Source organism: Pseudomonas fluorescens, from assembly GCF_004683905.1.
Taxonomy (GTDB): Bacteria; Pseudomonadota; Gammaproteobacteria; order Pseudomonadales; family Pseudomonadaceae; genus Aquipseudomonas; species Aquipseudomonas putida_A.
In genome coordinates, this window is record NZ_CP038438.1 from 14961 (window position 1) to 31191 (window position 16231).

The 16231-nt window shown below is 62.2% G+C and carries 16 protein-coding genes; 7 read left to right on the forward strand and 9 right to left on the reverse strand.

Going from position 1 to position 16231, the window contains the following annotated elements; all coding sequences use genetic code 11:
* Positions 1 to 18 precede the first annotated feature (18 nt).
* A complete protein-coding gene (locus E4T63_RS00065) occupies positions 19 to 258 on the forward strand; it encodes a PilZ domain-containing protein (RefSeq protein WP_134785070.1) in 240 nt (79 codons plus the stop codon).
* A 1-nt stretch (position 259) separates the two neighbouring features.
* Here the strand turns inward: E4T63_RS00065 and E4T63_RS00070 are convergent, their stop codons facing one another.
* The 5 genes from E4T63_RS00070 to def all read right to left on the reverse strand — a co-directional run bounded on the left by E4T63_RS00070 (position 260) and on the right by def (position 4955).
* A complete protein-coding gene (locus E4T63_RS00070) occupies positions 260 to 574 on the reverse strand; it encodes a tetratricopeptide repeat protein (protein ID WP_027610275.1) in 315 nt (104 codons plus the stop codon).
* A 151-nt stretch (positions 575 to 725) separates the two neighbouring features.
* A complete protein-coding gene (trkA, locus tag E4T63_RS00075; RefSeq protein WP_003220233.1) occupies positions 726 to 2102 on the reverse strand; it encodes a Trk system potassium transporter TrkA in 1377 nt (458 codons plus the stop codon).
* Between the two features lie 22 nt (positions 2103 to 2124).
* Entirely contained in the window at positions 2125 to 3435 is a 1311-nt protein-coding gene (rsmB, locus tag E4T63_RS00080) for a 16S rRNA (cytosine(967)-C(5))-methyltransferase RsmB (protein WP_135294652.1), read from the reverse strand.
* Positions 3432 to 4391 (reverse strand): methionyl-tRNA formyltransferase, encoded by a 960-nt coding sequence (fmt, locus tag E4T63_RS00085; protein WP_135294653.1) that lies wholly within the window; start codon positions 4389 to 4391, stop codon positions 3432 to 3434. The genes rsmB and fmt overlap by 4 nt, the downstream gene beginning before the upstream one ends.
* A 57-nt stretch (positions 4392 to 4448) precedes the next feature.
* Entirely contained in the window at positions 4449 to 4955 is a 507-nt protein-coding gene (gene def, locus E4T63_RS00090; RefSeq protein ID WP_027610272.1) for a peptide deformylase, read from the reverse strand.
* 159 nt (positions 4956 to 5114) lie between these two features.
* On the opposite strand from def, the gene E4T63_RS00095 reads away from it, so the two are divergent.
* From E4T63_RS00095 to E4T63_RS00110, 4 genes are all read left to right on the forward strand, one after another.
* Positions 5115 to 6140, forward strand: a complete 1026-nt coding sequence (locus E4T63_RS00095; protein WP_135294654.1) for a LysM peptidoglycan-binding domain-containing protein — start codon at positions 5115 to 5117, stop codon at positions 6138 to 6140.
* A gap of 82 nt (positions 6141 to 6222) precedes the next feature.
* Positions 6223 to 7320: a DNA-processing protein DprA gene (gene dprA, locus E4T63_RS00100; RefSeq protein WP_134785073.1), complete on the forward strand. Its 1098-nt coding sequence runs from the start codon at positions 6223 to 6225 to the stop codon at positions 7318 to 7320.
* A 55-nt stretch (positions 7321 to 7375) separates the two neighbouring features.
* A complete protein-coding gene (locus E4T63_RS00105; RefSeq protein WP_003220243.1) occupies positions 7376 to 7933 on the forward strand; it encodes an L-threonylcarbamoyladenylate synthase in 558 nt (185 codons plus the stop codon).
* A gap of 240 nt (positions 7934 to 8173) precedes the next feature.
* A complete protein-coding gene (locus E4T63_RS00110) occupies positions 8174 to 8845 on the forward strand; it encodes a hypothetical protein (protein ID WP_098966436.1) in 672 nt (223 codons plus the stop codon).
* Positions 8846 to 8910: 65 nt separating this feature from the next.
* On the opposite strand, the gene E4T63_RS00115 is transcribed toward E4T63_RS00110, so the two are convergent.
* Positions 8911 to 9888 carry an NADPH:quinone reductase gene (locus E4T63_RS00115; protein WP_098966437.1) on the reverse strand — a complete coding sequence of 326 codons (978 nt, stop codon included), beginning with the start codon at positions 9886 to 9888 and terminating at the stop codon, positions 8911 to 8913.
* Positions 9889 to 10051: 163 nt separating this feature from the next.
* Here E4T63_RS00115 and hemF point away from each other — a divergent pair, with 163 nt between their 5' ends.
* The gene (gene hemF / locus E4T63_RS00120) at positions 10052 to 10966 is read left to right on the forward strand and encodes an oxygen-dependent coproporphyrinogen oxidase (RefSeq protein WP_098966438.1); all 915 of its coding nucleotides are present in this window, start codon (positions 10052 to 10054) and stop codon (positions 10964 to 10966) included.
* 9 nt (positions 10967 to 10975) lie between these two features.
* Complete coding sequence (gene aroE, locus E4T63_RS00125; RefSeq protein WP_098966439.1) at positions 10976 to 11797, forward strand: shikimate dehydrogenase; 822 nt, start codon at positions 10976 to 10978, stop codon at positions 11795 to 11797.
* A 90-nt stretch (positions 11798 to 11887) separates the two neighbouring features.
* Here aroE and E4T63_RS00130 read toward each other — a convergent pair whose 3' ends face one another.
* The 3 genes from E4T63_RS00130 to betC all read right to left on the reverse strand — a co-directional run bounded on the left by E4T63_RS00130 (position 11888) and on the right by betC (position 16161).
* Positions 11888 to 13456: a SulP family inorganic anion transporter gene (locus E4T63_RS00130; protein ID WP_135294655.1), complete on the reverse strand. Its 1569-nt coding sequence runs from the start codon at positions 13454 to 13456 to the stop codon at positions 11888 to 11890.
* Between the two features lie 254 nt (positions 13457 to 13710).
* Positions 13711 to 14631, reverse strand: a complete 921-nt coding sequence (gene choX, locus E4T63_RS00135) for a choline ABC transporter substrate-binding protein (protein ID WP_135294656.1) — start codon at positions 14629 to 14631, stop codon at positions 13711 to 13713.
* A gap of 15 nt (positions 14632 to 14646) precedes the next feature.
* On the reverse strand, positions 14647 to 16161 hold the full coding sequence (gene betC / locus E4T63_RS00140) for a choline-sulfatase (RefSeq protein ID WP_135294657.1): 1515 nt from the start codon (positions 16159 to 16161) through the stop codon (positions 14647 to 14649).
* Positions 16162 to 16231 lie beyond the last annotated feature (70 nt).

A 16231-nucleotide genomic window follows, 5' to 3' on the forward strand; every position in this document is an offset into this window, starting at 1 on the left:
ATTCAAGGGCGCATAAAGATGTCCGAACAACGCAAATCCTTCCGCATCAAGATCACCCACGACAGCTTTGGCGAATGCCTGGGCCAGACGCGCAATCTGTCGGCCACCGGGGTGTATGTCGAGCATCCGCGCCTGGCTTCGCTGCCCAAGGGCGCGGTGGTTTATGGTCAGGTGCAGGGTTTACCCACAGGCGCGCCGCGGGTGCGAATGGAAGTGGTGACGGTGGATGCCGAGGGCATCGGCCTGCGTTATCTCTAACTTATTGCGCCTGGCGGTCGAGCTTCTTCAGAAACACCGTCATTTCCTTCTCGGCCTGCTTGTCGCCATGGGCGCGGGCGGCTTCCAGACCTTGTTCCCACGCCTGCCGCGCGGCCGCGTGATCGCCCAGTGCAAGTTGCGCCTTGCCCAATAGCTTCCACGCCGCCGAGTACTTCGGGTCGAAACCGACACAGCGCTGGAAATGCTCGGCTGCCTTGGCGTTCTCTCCCAAATCCAGATAACCCTTGCCCAGGCCAAAGCGCAGCAATGAGTTATCCACACCCTTGGCGAGCATTTTTTCCAGGGATTCGAGCATGGGCGGAGTCCTTTTCTGTGGAGTGTCAGGTGTTGATCGGTGTCAGTTACACCGCTTTCGCGAGCAAGCCCGCTCCCACAGGGGAATGCATTCCAAATGTGGGAGCGGGCTTGCTCGCGAAGAGGCCATTACAACCGACGATATTTCTGGATCAGAAGAAGCTCAGACCCACATGAAACAGCTTCTCTACATCACGGATATGCTTTTTATCCACAAGGAACAGAATCACATGGTCACCGGTTTCGATCACCGTATCGTCGTGGGCGATGATCACTTCTTCGTTGCGGATGATCGCGCCAATCGTGCTGCCCGGTGGCAGGCCGATTTTCTCGATCGGCCGGCCGATGACCTTGCTCGACTTCGCATCGCCGTGGGCAATCGCCTCGATGGCCTCCGCCGCACCCCGGCGCAGTGAGTGCACGCTGACGATATCGCCACGGCGTACGTGGGCCAGCAAGGTGCCGATGGTCGCCAGTTGCGGGCTGATGGCGATGTCGATGTCGCCGCCCTGGATCAGATCGACGTAAGCCGGGTTGTTGATGATCGTCATCACCTTCTTCGCGCCCAGGCGCTTGGCCAGCAGCGACGACATGATGTTGGCCTCGTCATCGTTGGTCAGCGCAAGGAAGATGTCGGCGTCGGCAATGTTCTCTTCCAGCAGCAGATCACGGTCCGACGCACTGCCCTGCAGCACCACGGTGCTGTCGAGGGTGTCGGAGAGATAGCGGCAGCGGGCCGGGTTCATCTCGATGATCTTCACCTGGTAGCGGCTTTCGATGGCCTCGGCCAGACGCTCGCCGATCTGCCCGCCACCGGCAATCACGATGCGCTTGTAGGTTTCGTCGAGACGGCGCATTTCGCTCATCACCGCGCGAATATTCTCACGGGCGGCGATGAAGAAGACTTCGTCATCGGCCTCGATCACCGTATCGCCCTGCGGCAGGATCGGCCGGTCGCGGCGGAAAATCGCCGCGACACGCGTCTCGACATTCGGCATGTGCTCGCGCAACTGGCGCAGTTGTTGGCCCACCAGCGGCCCGCCGTAATAGGCGCGCACCGCCACCAGTTGCGCCTGGCCTTCTGCGAAGTCGATCACTTGCAGCGCGCCCGGATGCTGGATCAGACGCTTGATGTAGTTGGTCACCACCTGCTCGGGGCTGATCAGCACGTCGACCGGAATCGCTTCGTTCTGGAACAGCTGTTCTTCGCGATTGAGGTAGGACGCTTCGCGCACCCGGGCGATTTTGGTCGGGGTGTGGAACAGCGTGTGGGCGACCTGGCAGGCGACCATGTTGGTCTCGTCGCTGTTGGTCACCGCCACCAGCATGTCAGCATCGTCGGCGCCGGCCTGGCGCAACACCGACGGCAGCGAGCCGCGGCCCTGAATGGTGCGGATGTCGAGACGGTCGCCGAGGTCGCGCAGGCGTTCGCCATCGGTGTCGACCACGGTGATGTCGTTGGCTTCGCTCGCCAGGTGTTCAGCCAGCGAACCGCCGACCTGTCCCGCACCGAGGATGATGATTTTCATCCAGTCACTCCGTTGAATCCGTTTAGCCGCGCGCGGCAGCGATCTTGATCAGCTTGGCGTAGTAGAACCCGTCATGCCCGCCCTGCTGGGCCAGCAATTGGCGACCATGGGGCTGTTTGATCCCGGCCGTGGTGGCCAGGTCGAGTTCGCGGGCACCGGGCGTGCGCTCAAGGAACGCGGCGATGACTTCGGTGTTCTCGGTCGGCAAGGTCGAGCAAGTGGCGTAGAGCAGGATGCCGCCGACGTCGAGGGTTTTCCACAGGACGTCGAGCAGCTCGCCTTGCAGTTGCGCGAGGGCAACGATGTCGTCCGGCTGACGGGTCAGCTTGATGTCCGGGTGGCGGCGGATCACGCCGGTTGCCGAACATGGCGCGTCGAGCAGGATGCGCTGGAACGGTTTGCCGTCCCACCACGCGGCGGTATCGCGGCCGTCGGCGGCGATCAGTTCGGCGCTCAGCCCCAGCCGCTCAAGGTTCTCCTTCACCCGCACCAGACGCTTGGCTTCCAGATCCACCGCCACCACACCGGCCAGCGCCGGTTCGGCTTCGAGGATGTGGCAGGTCTTGCCGCCCGGCGCGCAACACGCATCGAGCACGCGCTGACCCGGCGCCAGATCGAGCAGATCGGCGGCCAGTTGCGCGGCTTCGTCCTGCACGCTGATCCAGCCTTCGGCAAAACCCGGCAGGCTGCGCACGTCGGTGGCGGCGTCGAGGACGATGCCGTCGCGGCTGTAAACGCACGGCGTGGCGGCGATGCCGGCCTCGCTGAGCAAGCCGAGGTAGGCGTCGCGGCTGTGATAGCGGCGGTTGACCCGCAGGATCATCGGCGGGTGCGCGTTATTCGCCGCGCAGATCGCTTCCCATTGTTCCGGCCAGAAGGCTTTCAGGGATTTCTGCAGCCAGCGCGGGTGGGCGGTGCGCACCACCGGATCGCGCTCCAGCTCGGCAAAAATCGTCTCGCTTTCGCGCTGGGCATTGCGCAGCACGGCGTTGAGCAGACCCTTGGCCCACGGCTTTTTCAGCTTGTCGGCGCAACCGACGGTTTCGCCGATGGCCGCGTGCGGCGGCACGCGGGTGTAGAGCAATTGATAGAGACCGACCAGCAGCAGCGCCTCGACATCGGCGTCGGCAGCTTTGAACGGTTTCTGCAAAAGTTTTTCCGCCAGCGCCGACAGCCGTGGCTGCCAGCGCGCGGTGCCGAACGCCAGATCCTGGGTGAAACCGCGATCACGGTCCTCGACCTTGTCCAGTTGCGCCGGCAGGGAGCTGTTCAGCGAAGCCTTGCCGCTGAGCACGGCTGCGAGTGCCTTGGCGGCAGCCAGACGCGGGTTCATTGCGCGTCCACCACGGCGCCGAGCACGGTGCCAACGGCAAATTTCTCGCGGCGGCTGTTGAACAGGTCGCTGAAGTTCAGCGCCTTGCCGCCGGGCAGTTGCAGGCGGGTCAGGCACAGCGCCTGTTCACCGCAGGCGACGATCAGGCCGTCCTTGCTGGCGCTGAGGATTTCTCCCGGTGCGCCTTTGCCGTCAGCCAGTGTCGCGGCCAATACCTTCAGCGCTTCACCGTTGAGGGTGCTGTGGGTAATCGGCCAGGGATTGAAGGCGCGTACCAGGCGCTCCAGCTCAACCGCCGGACGGCGCCAGTCGAGGCGCGCTTCATCCTTGTTCAGTTTGTGGGCGTAGGTGGCGAGCTCATCGTTCTGCACTTCGCCTTCGAGGGTTCCGGCGGCCAGGCTGGCAATCGCCTGGACCACGGCGGGCGGACCCATTTCGGCGAGGCGGTCGTGCAGCGTGCCGCCCGTGTCGTCGGCGCTGATCGGGGTCACGACCTTAAGCAGCATCGGCCCGGTGTCGAGGCCGGCTTCCATGCGCATCACGGTCACGCCGCTTTCGGCATCACCGTGTTCCACGGCGCGCTGGATCGGCGCCGCACCGCGCCAGCGTGGCAGCAGCGAGGCGTGGCTGTTGATGCAGCCCAGACGCGGAATATCCAGCACCGCTTGCGGCAGGATCAGGCCGTAGGCGACCACCACCATCAAGTCCGGTTTCAGCGCGGCGAGCTCGGCTTGAGCATCGGCGTTGCGCAGGGTCGGCGGCTGCAACACCTGGATATTATTTTCCAGGGCCAACTGTTTGACCGGGCTCGGCATCAGTTTTTGCCCGCGACCGGCCGGACGATCCGGTTGGGTGTAGACCGCGACGATCTCGTAAGGGCTGTTCAGCAGGGCCTTGAGGTGCTCGGCGGCGAATTCCGGGGTGCCGGCAAAAACGATGCGCATTGGCTCAGTCATGAAGGGAGTCTCACAAAAAGAAAAAGGCTTGCCGCAGCAAGCCTTTGAAGAGGGGCATCAAGCGTTCTGGCGGTGCAGCTTTTCCAGTTTCTTCTTGATCCGGTCGCGTTTGAGCGTGGACAGGTAATCGACGAACAACTTGCCGTTGAGGTGGTCGCATTCGTGCTGGATGCACACCGCGAGCAGGCCTTCGGCGATCAGTTCGTAAGGCTGGCCATCGCGGTCCAGCGCCTTGATTTTGACCTTCTGCGGGCGGTCGACGTTTTCGTAGAAACCCGGCACCGACAGGCAGCCTTCCTGGTACTGATCCATCTCGTCGGTCAGCGATTCGAACTCGGGGTTGATGAACACCCGGGGTTCGGTGCGGTCTTCGGAAAGGTCCATCACGACGATACGTTTGTGCACGTTGACCTGGGTCGCGGCGAGGCCGATGCCCGGCGCTTCATACATTGTTTCAAACATGTCATCGACCAACTGACGCACTTCGTCGTCCACTACAGCCACAGGCTTGGCGATAGTACGCAGACGCGGGTCCGGGAATTCGAGGATGTTTAAAATGGCCATAGGCTGATTGCTGCACGTATTGAGTAAAGTCGGGTCGATGGCCTGGCAGGTCCGAAGATGCAGGCTACCGTTGTGAAGCGTAGCTAATGCAATTTGCAGTAGCGAGCCACGGGGGCTCTGACGGTTCACGCGAACGCACATGATAAAGGGATTCGCTGCATGAGGAAAACACTACTCGCCCTGCTGCTTCTGGCTTCGGCCGCGGCTGCGCAAGGGCAAGTGCAACTCAGGGATGGTTTTCCACAGCAATACACGGTGGTTTCGGGAGACACCCTCTGGGACATTTCCGGCAAATACCTGCGCGAGCCCTGGCAATGGCCACAGCTGTGGCGGGCCAATCCGCAGATCGAAAACCCCAACCTGATCTACCCCGGCGACACGCTGACGCTCCGTTACGTCAACGGCCAGCCGCAGCTGACCCTCAATCGCGGCGAGTCACGGGGCACCATCAAGCTGTCGCCACGCATCCGCACCAGCCCGGTGGCCGAGGCGATTCCGAGCATTCCGCTGAAATCAATCAACAGTTTCCTGCTGAGCAACCGCATCGTCGACAAGGTCGAGGACTTCGACAAGGCGCCGTATATCGTCGCCGGCGATGCCGAGCGCGTGTTGAGTGGCACTGGCGACCGGATCTTCGCCCGGGGCCACTTCGATCCGAATCAACCGGTGTACGGCATCTTCCGCCAGGGCAAGGTCTACACCGACCCGCAGACCAAGGAGTTTCTCGGGATCAACGCCGACGATATCGGTGGCGGTGAAATCGTCGCCACCGAAGGCGACGTCGCCACCCTCGCCCTGCAACGCACCACCCAGGAAGTACGTCTGGGCGATCGTCTGTTCAGCGGCGAAGAGCGCTCGATCAATTCGACTTTCATGCCCAGCGCCCCGAGCACCAACATCAACGGCCTGATCATCGACGTGCCGCGCGGCGTCACGCAGATCGGCGTGATGGACGTGGTCACCCTGAACAAAGGCAAGCGCGACGGTCTGGCCGAAGGCAATGTGCTGGTGGTGATGAAAACCGGGGAAACCGTGCGCGACCGGATCACCGGCCAGCCGCTGAAAATTCCCGATGAACGGGCCGGTCTGCTGATGGTGTTCCGTACCTACGACAAGCTCAGTTACGGCCTCGTACTCAACGCATCGCGCTCGCTGGCGGTGCTCGACAAGGTGCGAAATCCTTAGCAGGCTTAACAAGTTACCAACAGAGTTATCCACAGCTTGTTCCGAATGGTTCGGGACTTATAACGATCAAGGATGATCCACGATGCTGTCTGCCTGTACGCCGGTTTCCCCTGCGGAACTGGAAGCGCGTTTGCGCCTGCACCGCTTGCCGGAAATCGGTCCGAAACGTTTTGCCAAACTGCTTGAAGCCTTCGGCTCGGCGTCAAAAGCCCTGAGCGCGCCGGCCAGTGCCTGGCGAGCGCTGGGTCTGCCAGCGGCGTCGGCCGAGGCCCGGCGCAGCCCGCAAGTGCGCGACGGCGCCAGCCATGCATTGCGCTGGCTAGAGCGGCCCGGCCAGCATCTATTGATGTTGGACCAAGCGGATTATCCGGCGCTGCTGGCGCAGATCCCTGACCCGCCACCGCTGTTGTTCGTCGCCGGTGATCCGCTGATTCTGGAAAAACCGCAACTGGCGATGGTCGGCAGTCGCAGCGCGTCGCGCCCGGGAATGGATACCGCCGCCGCGTTTTCCCGCAGCCTCGCCGGGGCCGGTTTCGTCATCACCAGTGGTCTGGCGTTGGGTATCGATGCGGCTGCCCATCAAGCGGCGCTGGACGTCGGCGGGCAAACCGTCGGCGTACTCGGCACGGGTCTGGAAAAGTTTTATCCACAGCGCAATCGCCGACTCGCCGACGCGATGATTGCCTCGGGCAGCGCAGTGGTTTCTGAGTTTCCACTGGACGCCGGGCCAACGGCGAGCAACTTCCCTAGGCGCAACCGGATCATCAGCGGTTTGTCCCTCGGTGTGCTGGTGGTCGAGGCGAGTGTCGCCAGCGGTTCGCTGATCACTGCCCGGCTGGCGGCGGAACAGGGCCGCGAGGTGTATGCGATTCCCGGCTCGATCCATCACCCCGGTGCGCGCGGCTGCCATCAGTTGATCCGCGACGGCGCGGTGCTGGTGGAAACCATCGAACACATTCTCGAAGCCCTGCGCGGCTGGCAGCATTTGCCGTTATCCACAGACCCGCCGGATTCCGCGCATCCCTTGCTTGATCTGCTGCACGCCGCGCCGCACACCAGCGAAGCCTTGGTCGAAAGCAGCGGCTGGGCGTTGCCCAAAGTCCTCGCGGCGCTCACCGAGCTGGAAATGGACGGCCGCGCAGTGTGTGAAAACGGTCGCTGGCTGGCGAGGACACGCTAGGTTTTACAGGGAAGATCGGTAAACTGCGCAAAACCTGTTTTCGGAGAGTTTTTTCATGGTCAACAGTTGGCGTGTGCAACAAGCCGCACGAGAGATTCGCGCCGGGGCGGTGATTGCCTATCCAACCGAAGCCGTCTGGGGGCTGGGTTGCGACCCGTGGAACGAAGAGGCAGTGGATCGGCTACTGGCGATCAAGAACCGTTCGGTGGACAAGGGCCTGATCCTGGTCGCCGACAACATCCGCCAGTTCGACTTCCTGTTCGAAGACTTCCCGCAAGAGTGGCTCGACCGTATGGCCAGCACCTGGCCGGGGCCGAACACCTGGCTGGTGCCGCATCAGAACCTGTTGCCGGAATGGGTGACGGGTGTGCATGACACGGTGGCGCTGCGGGTCAGCGATCACCCGCAGGTGCGGGATCTGTGCTCGATGGTCGGGCCGCTGATTTCCACCTCGGCCAACCCGCAGGGGCGGCCGGCGGCGCGCACGCGGTTGCGCGTCGAGCAGTATTTCCGTGGGCAGATCGACCTGATCCTTGGCGGGCAACTGGGCGGGCGCAAGAACCCCAGCGTGATTCGCGATCTGGCAACCGGCAAGGTCATTCGCCCCGACTGATCCTGCGTCGAAAACCTTTACCGTGAGTCTTCCTCGCCTTGATGGTGAGGAGGACTACGCGTGCCTGCGATTTATCCTGCAATGACGCCAGTTTCTCTGTCGGAAAAGTCGCCAAGTCCCCAGATTCATTGGCTTTTCCCACTTAATTATCAGACTTTCTGGCGTGGCGGAATCGGCAAAAGCAACCATCCTTTCCCTGCACTCGAAACACTTCGATAAGTTAAGGTCTGCGGAGAAAGAATGGACACTACCAATTTGCAACTCACGGATTACCTGCAGGCGCTTCAGGTGACGTTGAAGAGTCACCATGAGGGTTGTCGCATCGTGATGCTTGAGGCTGGGGCGGATACTCAGGAGTTCGACCGGTTTATCGATCGGCAATTTCGGCTTCGGTTGCAGCATTACATGCTGACTTCACGGGCGCGGATGCTCGAAACCAGACTGGCGATAAAGTCGCGCAGTACCCATTTCCTGCTGTATCGGCACGATCAACTGTTGGCGGTATTGAGAGCGACTCCGGCACCGTTCGAGTGGGTATCGCTGGCGCAGCAACACGTTTCTCCCACAGTAGCGCTGTCGCGCCATGTCGAATTCAGTCGATTGATGTCGTACACGCCCAATCAGTTGCCCATCGCGGTCAACGGTCTGCTGGCGGCCGCTACCGAGTGGGCCATTAAATGCGGTTATAACGGGGTAACCGCGTTGTGCAGATCGCAACAGCTGCGCTTCTACCAGCGTTTCGGCCTGATGCCGATCGCCTCCAATGCCCTGCATATCGACCAGCGCGCACGCGGCGATTACTGGGTGCTGTCAGCCGAGTGGCGGCAAATTCTCGCGGCGGTCCAACCGCCTGATCCGGCGGTTGGCCACGTGGTGCAAAAACCGTTGGAGTGTCATCTGCCGAGGTGTTGAACGCGTTCGAACTGACTTGCCAGCCGTGGGTTTGCAACCCTGACTGGCAAGACGCCGAAGGTTTGTCAGGGCAGCAGGATGGTCGAGCCGGTGGTACGCCGGGCCGACAATTCGGTCTGCGCCTTCGCCGCATCAGCCAGTGGATAGCGCTGGCTGATGTCCACCTTGAGCTTGCCGCTGATGATCATCTCGAACAGCTCGTCGGCCATGCGCTGCAGGTTCTCGGCGTTGTTGGCGTAGGTCGCCAGGGTCGGGCGGGTCACGTACAGCGAGCCCTTGGCCGAAAGAATCCCCAGATTCACCCCGTCCACCGCACCGGAGGCGTTGCCGAAACTCACCACCAGCCCACGCGGCGACACACTGTCGAGCGAGGTCAGCCAGGTGTCTTTGCCGACGCCGTCGTACACCACCGGGACTTTCTTGCCATCGGTCAGCTCCAGCACCCGCTGTGCCACGTTTTCGTGGCTGTAATCGATGGTTGCCCAGGCACCGTTGGCCTTGGCCAGTTCGGCTTTTTCCTTCGAGCTGACCGTACCGATCAGCTTCACGCCCAGTGCCTTGGCCCATTGGCAGGCCAATGAACCGACACCCCCGGCAGCGGCGTGGAACAGAATGGTTTCGCCACCCTTGAGTTCATAGGTCTGGCGCAGCAGGTACTGCACGGTGAGGCCCTTGAGCATGACCCCGGCTGCGGTCTCGAAGCTGATTTCGTCCGGCAGCTTCACCAGATTGGCTTCGGGCAGGGTGTGCAACTGGCTGTAGGCGCCCAACGGGCCGCTGCCATATGCCACGCGATCACCGACCTTGAACCGGGTGACGTCGCTGCCCACCGCATCGACGATGCCGGCGCCTTCTGCGCCGAGGCCGGACGGCAAGGCCGGCGGGGCATACAGACCGCTGCGGAAATAGGTATCGATGAAGTTCAGGCCGATCGCCTTGTTCGCCACCCGCACCTGATTCGGGCCGGGCGCGGCGGGTTCGTAGTCAACAAACTCGAGCACTTCGGGACCGCCGTGGGCGCGGAACTGGATACGCTTTGCCATCTGCCTGCTCTCCTTGGGTCGTCTGTAAGCCCCCTATCCAACTCCCCTGCTTGATCTTCGTCAACTGCGGCGCGCAGGTTTGCGGTGTTATGCTACGCGCCCATTTGCGCCGCCCCCTGCCTGCGGGGCGCCCGCGTAGTTATGCCCGATTCAAGGTGAAGCCATGACGACCCGCACCGACGCCGTAAAGGCCTATCTGCTCGATTTGCAAGACCGCATCTGTGCCGCGCTGGAAACCGAGGACGGCGGCACGCGCTTCGTCGAAGACGCCTGGACCCGGCCTGCCGGTGGTGGCGGCCGTACCCGCGTGATCGAAAACGGTACGGTGATCGAAAAGGGCGGCGTCAACTTTTCCCACGTGTTCGGCAGCGGGCTGCCGCCGTCGGCCAGCGCCCATCGCCCGGAACTGGCCGGTCGCGGTTTCGAAGCCCTCGGCGTGTCGCTGGTGATTCACCCGCACAACCCGCATGTGCCGACGTCCCACGCCAACGTGCGCTTTTTCATCGCCGAGAAGGAAGGTGAAGAGCCGGTCTGGTGGTTCGGCGGCGGCTTCGACCTGACCCCGTATTACGGCAACGAAGAAGACTGCATCCACTGGCACCGCGTCGCCGAGCAGGCCTGCGCGCCGTTCGGGCCGGACGTCTATCCGCGTTACAAGGCCTGGTGCGACACCTATTTCCACATCAAGCATCGCCATGAACCGCGTGGCATCGGCGGCCTGTTTTTCGATGACCTGAACGAGTGGGACTTCGACACCAGTTTCGCCTTCATGCGCGCCATCGGTGATGCCTACATCGACGCTTACCTGCCGATCGTGCAGCGCCGCAAGAACGATGCGTTCACCGCACAGCAGCGTGAATTCCAGGAATTTCGCCGTGGCCGCTACGTCGAGTTCAACCTGGTCTACGACCGAGGCACCCTGTTCGGCCTGCAATCGGGCGGGCGTACCGAGTCGATCCTCATGTCGTTGCCGCCGCAAGTGCGCTGGGCCTATGACTTCAAGGCCGAACCCGGCAGCGAAGAAGCGCGCCTGACCGACTACTTCCTGCAAGACCGCGACTGGCTGGCCGAGGCCTGAGGACTGCTGATGGATCGTTACGTCGTTTTCGGTAACCCGATCGGCCACAGCAAGTCGCCGATGATTCACAAACTGTTCGCCGAGCAGACCGGTCAGCGCCTCGACTACAGCACCCTGCTGGCGCCGCTCGACGACTTCAGCGCCTGCGCCATGGCGTTCTTCCAGGACGGTCGCGGCGCCAACGTCACTGTGCCGTTCAAGGAAGAGGCCTATCGCCTGGCGAACAGCCTGACCGCTCGCGCGCAGCGCGCTGGTGCGGTGAACACCTTGAGCAAACTGGTCGACGGTTCGCTGCTGGGTGACAACACCGACGGCGCCGGTCTGGTGCGCGACCTGACGGTGAATGCCGGTTTCAGCCTGACCGGCAAACGCATCCTGCTGCTCGGCGCTGGCGGCGCGGTGCGTGGCGCGCTGGAGCCGTTGCTGGCCGAGAAGCCGGCGTCGGTGATTATCGCCAACCGCACGGTGGACAAGGCCGAGCTGCTGGCCGAGCTGTTCTGTGATCTGGGGCCGGTGTCGGCTAGTGGTTTCGACTGGTTGCAGGAGCCGGTGGACGTGATCATCAACGCCACTTCCGCCAGCCTCACCGGCGACGTGCCGCCGATTGCCGCGAGCCTGATCGAGCCGGGCCAGACCCTGTGCTACGACATGATGTACGGCAAAGAGCCGACTGCGTTCTGCCGTTGGGCCAGCGAGCATGGCGCGGCAGTGTCGATGGATGGTCTGGGAATGCTGGCTGAACAGGCGGCCGAGGCGTTTTTCCTGTGGCGCGGGGTGCGTCCGGATACGGCGCCGGTACTGGCCGAACTACGCCGCCAGTTGGCCCTTTAAAAGCTTCGCGAGCAAGCCCGCTCCCACATTGGAATGCGATCAAATGTGGGAGCGGGCTTGCTCGCGAATGGCCGCACCGCCGATCCTGGATCAATCCTCAAACCGGATCGGACACTTTTCCGGCCCTTCGAGCTTCCGCAACTCCTCCACCACCTGCGGCCGCGCCCGGCGCAGGGTCAGGCTGCGATCCTGACGCAGCAGGCGCCGCGCCTCCTGATGCAGCATCTCCACCCCCGAATAATCGATGAAGTTGATCTGCTGCGCCTCGATCACCACCCGCGTACCGTGCAGCCGTTGCAGGCGCACTTGCAGGTAATGGCTGGCGCCGAAGAAGATCGAGCCGCCGACTCGCAGTACGTCCTCCTCACCCTCGCGCGAATGCTGCACTCGCGGTTGCGAGGTGCGCTTGAGGTAGAAGAACAGCGACGCCAGCACCCCGGCATAGATCGCGGTCTGCAGTTCCAGTAGCAGCGTGGCGAGGCAGGTCAGCGCCATGACCACGAACTCGGCACGGCTGACCCGCAGCAACGAACGAATCCCGCGATGATCCACCAGGCCCCAGGCGATCAGTAGAATGCTCCCGGCCATCGCCGGAATCGGAATGTGTGAAATCAGCCCGGCGCCGAAAATCGCGAACAGCGCGACCCAGATCGCCGAAAACACCCCGGCCAGCGGCGAACAGGCGCCCGCCTCGTAACTCAGGCCTGAGCGGGTGAACGAACCGGCGGAGAGCGATCCGGAAAAGAATGCCCCGACAATATTCGACAAGCCCTGTGCGCGGACTTCCTGGTTGGCATCAAGCAACTGCTGCGAACGTGCAGCAATCGAACGGGCAATCGACAGGCTGGTGACCAGACCGAGCATGCCCACCGCCACCGCGCTCGGCAGCAAGCGCAGCACCAGATCGAGATCCAGCGGCAGCGCACTGAACGGTGGCAGGCGTCCGACAAAGGCGCTGACCAGATGCACGTGGCCGAACATCGCCGGCCATAACCACACCACTGCGCTGCCCAGCACCAGCGTTATCAACAGAGTCGGCCAGCGCGGCAGCAGTTGTCTGAGGACAAAACCGACCAGCACCGTGGCCACACCCAACACCAGTGATGGTTTATCCACAGCCCGCAGGTGTTGCAGCAGGTCCATCAGACTGGCCAGCGCCGTGGCTTTCGCCGGCAGATCCAGCCCCAGCAGATTCGGCAACTGGCCGATGGCAATCACCACCGCCGCGCCGAGGGTGAAACCGAGCACCACCGAGTGCGAGACGAAATTCACCAGTGCACCGAAGCGCAGCAGGCCGAGCAGCCACTGGAAAATCCCCGCCAGAAAGCTCAGCAGCAGGATCAGCGTGATGTAGTCCTGGGATGCGGGTACGGCCAAGGGACTGATGCTGGCATACAGCACAATCGAAATCGCTGCAGTCGGGCCGCAGATCAGATGCCACGACGAACCCCACAGACAGGCAATCAGCACCGGGATGATCGCGGCGTAAAGACCATACTCCGGCGGCAGGCCGGCGATCAGCGCGTACGCGATCGACTGCGGCAACGCGAGAATCGCACCGCTCAGGCCAACGACCAGATCCCGGCCGACGCTGGCGCGGGTTTGCCGGGGCAGCCAGGTCAGGAAGGGAAAGAGTGAATGGCGACTTGGCAGGGCCATGGGTCCTCGCGGGCGGGTTTTGTTCAAGGTTATCAGGGTGCCAGGGTAAAGGCCCTCACCCTAACCCTCTCCCGGAGGGAGAGGGGACTGATCGAGGTGAAAGAGGGAAGTACGCCGACCTGAGATATCCAGTCGAACTCAGGTTCTGAACAACATAAAGATCGGCTCCCTTCCCCCTCGCCCCCTCTGGGGGAGAGGGCTGGGGTGAGGGGGCAAAAATCTCAAGCCGAGCAAAATTCAAAGCCACCCTATGGTCAAAGCTTTGCCTTTACAGCCGCCAAAGCATCCTTGCCATCCACGGTCTTCACCCCCTCCAGCCACTTGTCCAGCACCGCCGGATTGGCCTTGATCCATGCCTTCACCGCATCGGCATTGCTGACTTTCTTGTTCACCACCTCAGCCATGATGCTGTTCTCCATGTCCTGGGTGAACGCCAGGTTGGTCAGCAACTTGCCCACATTCGGACAGGCCTCGGCGTAGCCTTTGCGCGTCAGGGTGTAGACGCTGCCGGTGTCGCCGAAATACTTCTCGCCGCCCTTGAGGTAATGCATCTTCAGCTGCACGTTCATCGGGTGCGGGGTCCAGCCGAGGAAGGTGACGAATTTCTGCTTCTTCACTGCCCGCGACACTTCGGCGAGCATCGCCTGTTCGCTGGATTCGATGAGCTTCCACTGGCCGAGGTCGAAGTCGTTCTTCTTGATGATTTCCTGCAGCGAGATGTTCGCTGGCGCACCGGAGCCGATGCCGTAGATTTTCTTGTCGAACTTGTCGGCGTATTTGTTCAGGTCGGCAAAGTCATGCACACCGGCATCCCACACATAATCCGGGACGGCCAGGGTGAACTCGGTGCCGTCGAGATTCTTCGCCAGTTGCGTGACGTCACCGGTGGCGACGAACTTGTCGTAGAAGCCCTGCTGCGCCGGCATCCAGTTGCCGAGGAACACATCCACCTGACCGTCCTTCAAACCGCCGAAGGTGATCGGCACCGCGAGGGTGTCGACCTTGGCCTTGTAGCCCATGCCGTCCAGCAGAAACCCGGTGATGGCGTTGGTCGCGGCGATGTCGCTCCAGCCCGGGTCGGCCATTTTCACCGTTTCGCAGCTTTGCTCGGCGAATGCCGAGGCACTGCCCAGAGCCAGCAGGCCAATCGTCAGTGCTGTGGATAACTTGCGCATGGACTTCCCCTTACATTATTGGTTTTGGCAGGGTTGTGGATAACGGGCCTTGCGTTCCAGATCGTCGAGGTCGATGTGGTTGCGCATGTACTGCTGACTGGCGTCCACCAGCGGCTGGTGATCCCAGCTCTTCAGCTTGCCGATGGTCAGGGCATCGGCGACAAAACGCCGGCGGCGCTGGCTGGCGAGCACCTCGCGGTGAATCGCCGGGATGTCCCACTTGGCCCGCGCTTCGGCGAGAAAATCGTCGAACAGCTGGCGATGTTGCGGCGACTGGCTGAGTTCTTCGAGTTCACGCGGATCGTTGTGCACATCGAAGAGTAGGCACGGGTCGCTCTCACTGTAGATAAATTTGTAAGCGCCGCGACGGATCATCATCAGCGGGCTGACCGTGCCCTCTGCCATGTACTCGCCGAACACTTCGTCGTGCCCGCCCTGCCCTTGCAGGTGCGTCAGCAGCGAGCGGCCGTCCAGCGGCAAGTTCGGCTCCAGGCTGCCGCCGGCCAGTTCAACGAAGGTCGGCAACAGGTCGGCGGTGGACACTGCCGCGCTAACCCGGCCAGCAGCGAACTGCCCCGGCGCACTGATCAACAGCGGCACCCGCGCGGCCATCTCGAACCAGTGCATTTTGTACCAGAGGCCCTTCTCTCCCAGCATGTCACCGTGGTCGCCGGAGAACACGATGATGGTGTCATCGATCAGCCCGGTATCTTCGAGGGTTTGCAGAAGTTTGCCGACGTTGTCGTCGATGTAGCTGCACGCGCCGAAGTAGGCACGCCGAGCATCGCGAATCTTATCCACAGGCAGCGGCTTGTCCCACAGGTCATAGACCTTGAGCAGGCGCTGCGAGTGTGGATCGAGGGAATGTTGATCCGGGGTGCTCGGCAACGGGATGTCACCGTCGTCGTACAAATCCCAGAACGCCTTGGGAATCGTGTACGGGTCGTGTGGGTGAGTCATCGAAACGGTCAGGCAGAACGGCTGATCGCCGTCCTCGCGAATGTGATCGAACAGGTATTGCCGGGCCTTGAACACCACCTCTTCATCGAAGTCGAGCTGGTTGGTGCGCACGCACGGCCCGGCCTGCAGCACCGAGGACATGTTGTGATACCAGCTCGGGCGCACGTCCGGCTCGTCCCAGTTCACCGCCCAGCCGTAGTCGGCCGGGTAGATGTCGCTGGTCAGGCGCTCTTCATAACCGTGCAACTGATCCGGGCCGCAGAAATGCATCTTGCCCGACAGCGCGGTGCGGTAACCGAGGCGACGCAGGTAGTGGGCGTAGGTCGGAATATCGGCAGGGAAATCGGCGGCGTTGTCGTAGGCGCCGATCTTGCTCGGTAACTGGCCGCTGACCAGAGTGAAACGCGACGGCGCGCACAGCGGACTGTTGCAGTAAGCGGCATCGAACACCACGCCTTGGGCGGCGAGGCGCGAAAGATTCGGCAGTTTGATTGGCGACAGGCCGTAGATCGGCAACATTGGCGCGGCCATTTGATCGGCCATGATGAAAAGAATGTTCTTGCGCTTCATGTGATCGCGGCATTCCATAGTGAATATTTATGCGACATTGCTGCGATCGAGCATGGAGTCCATGCCCCGT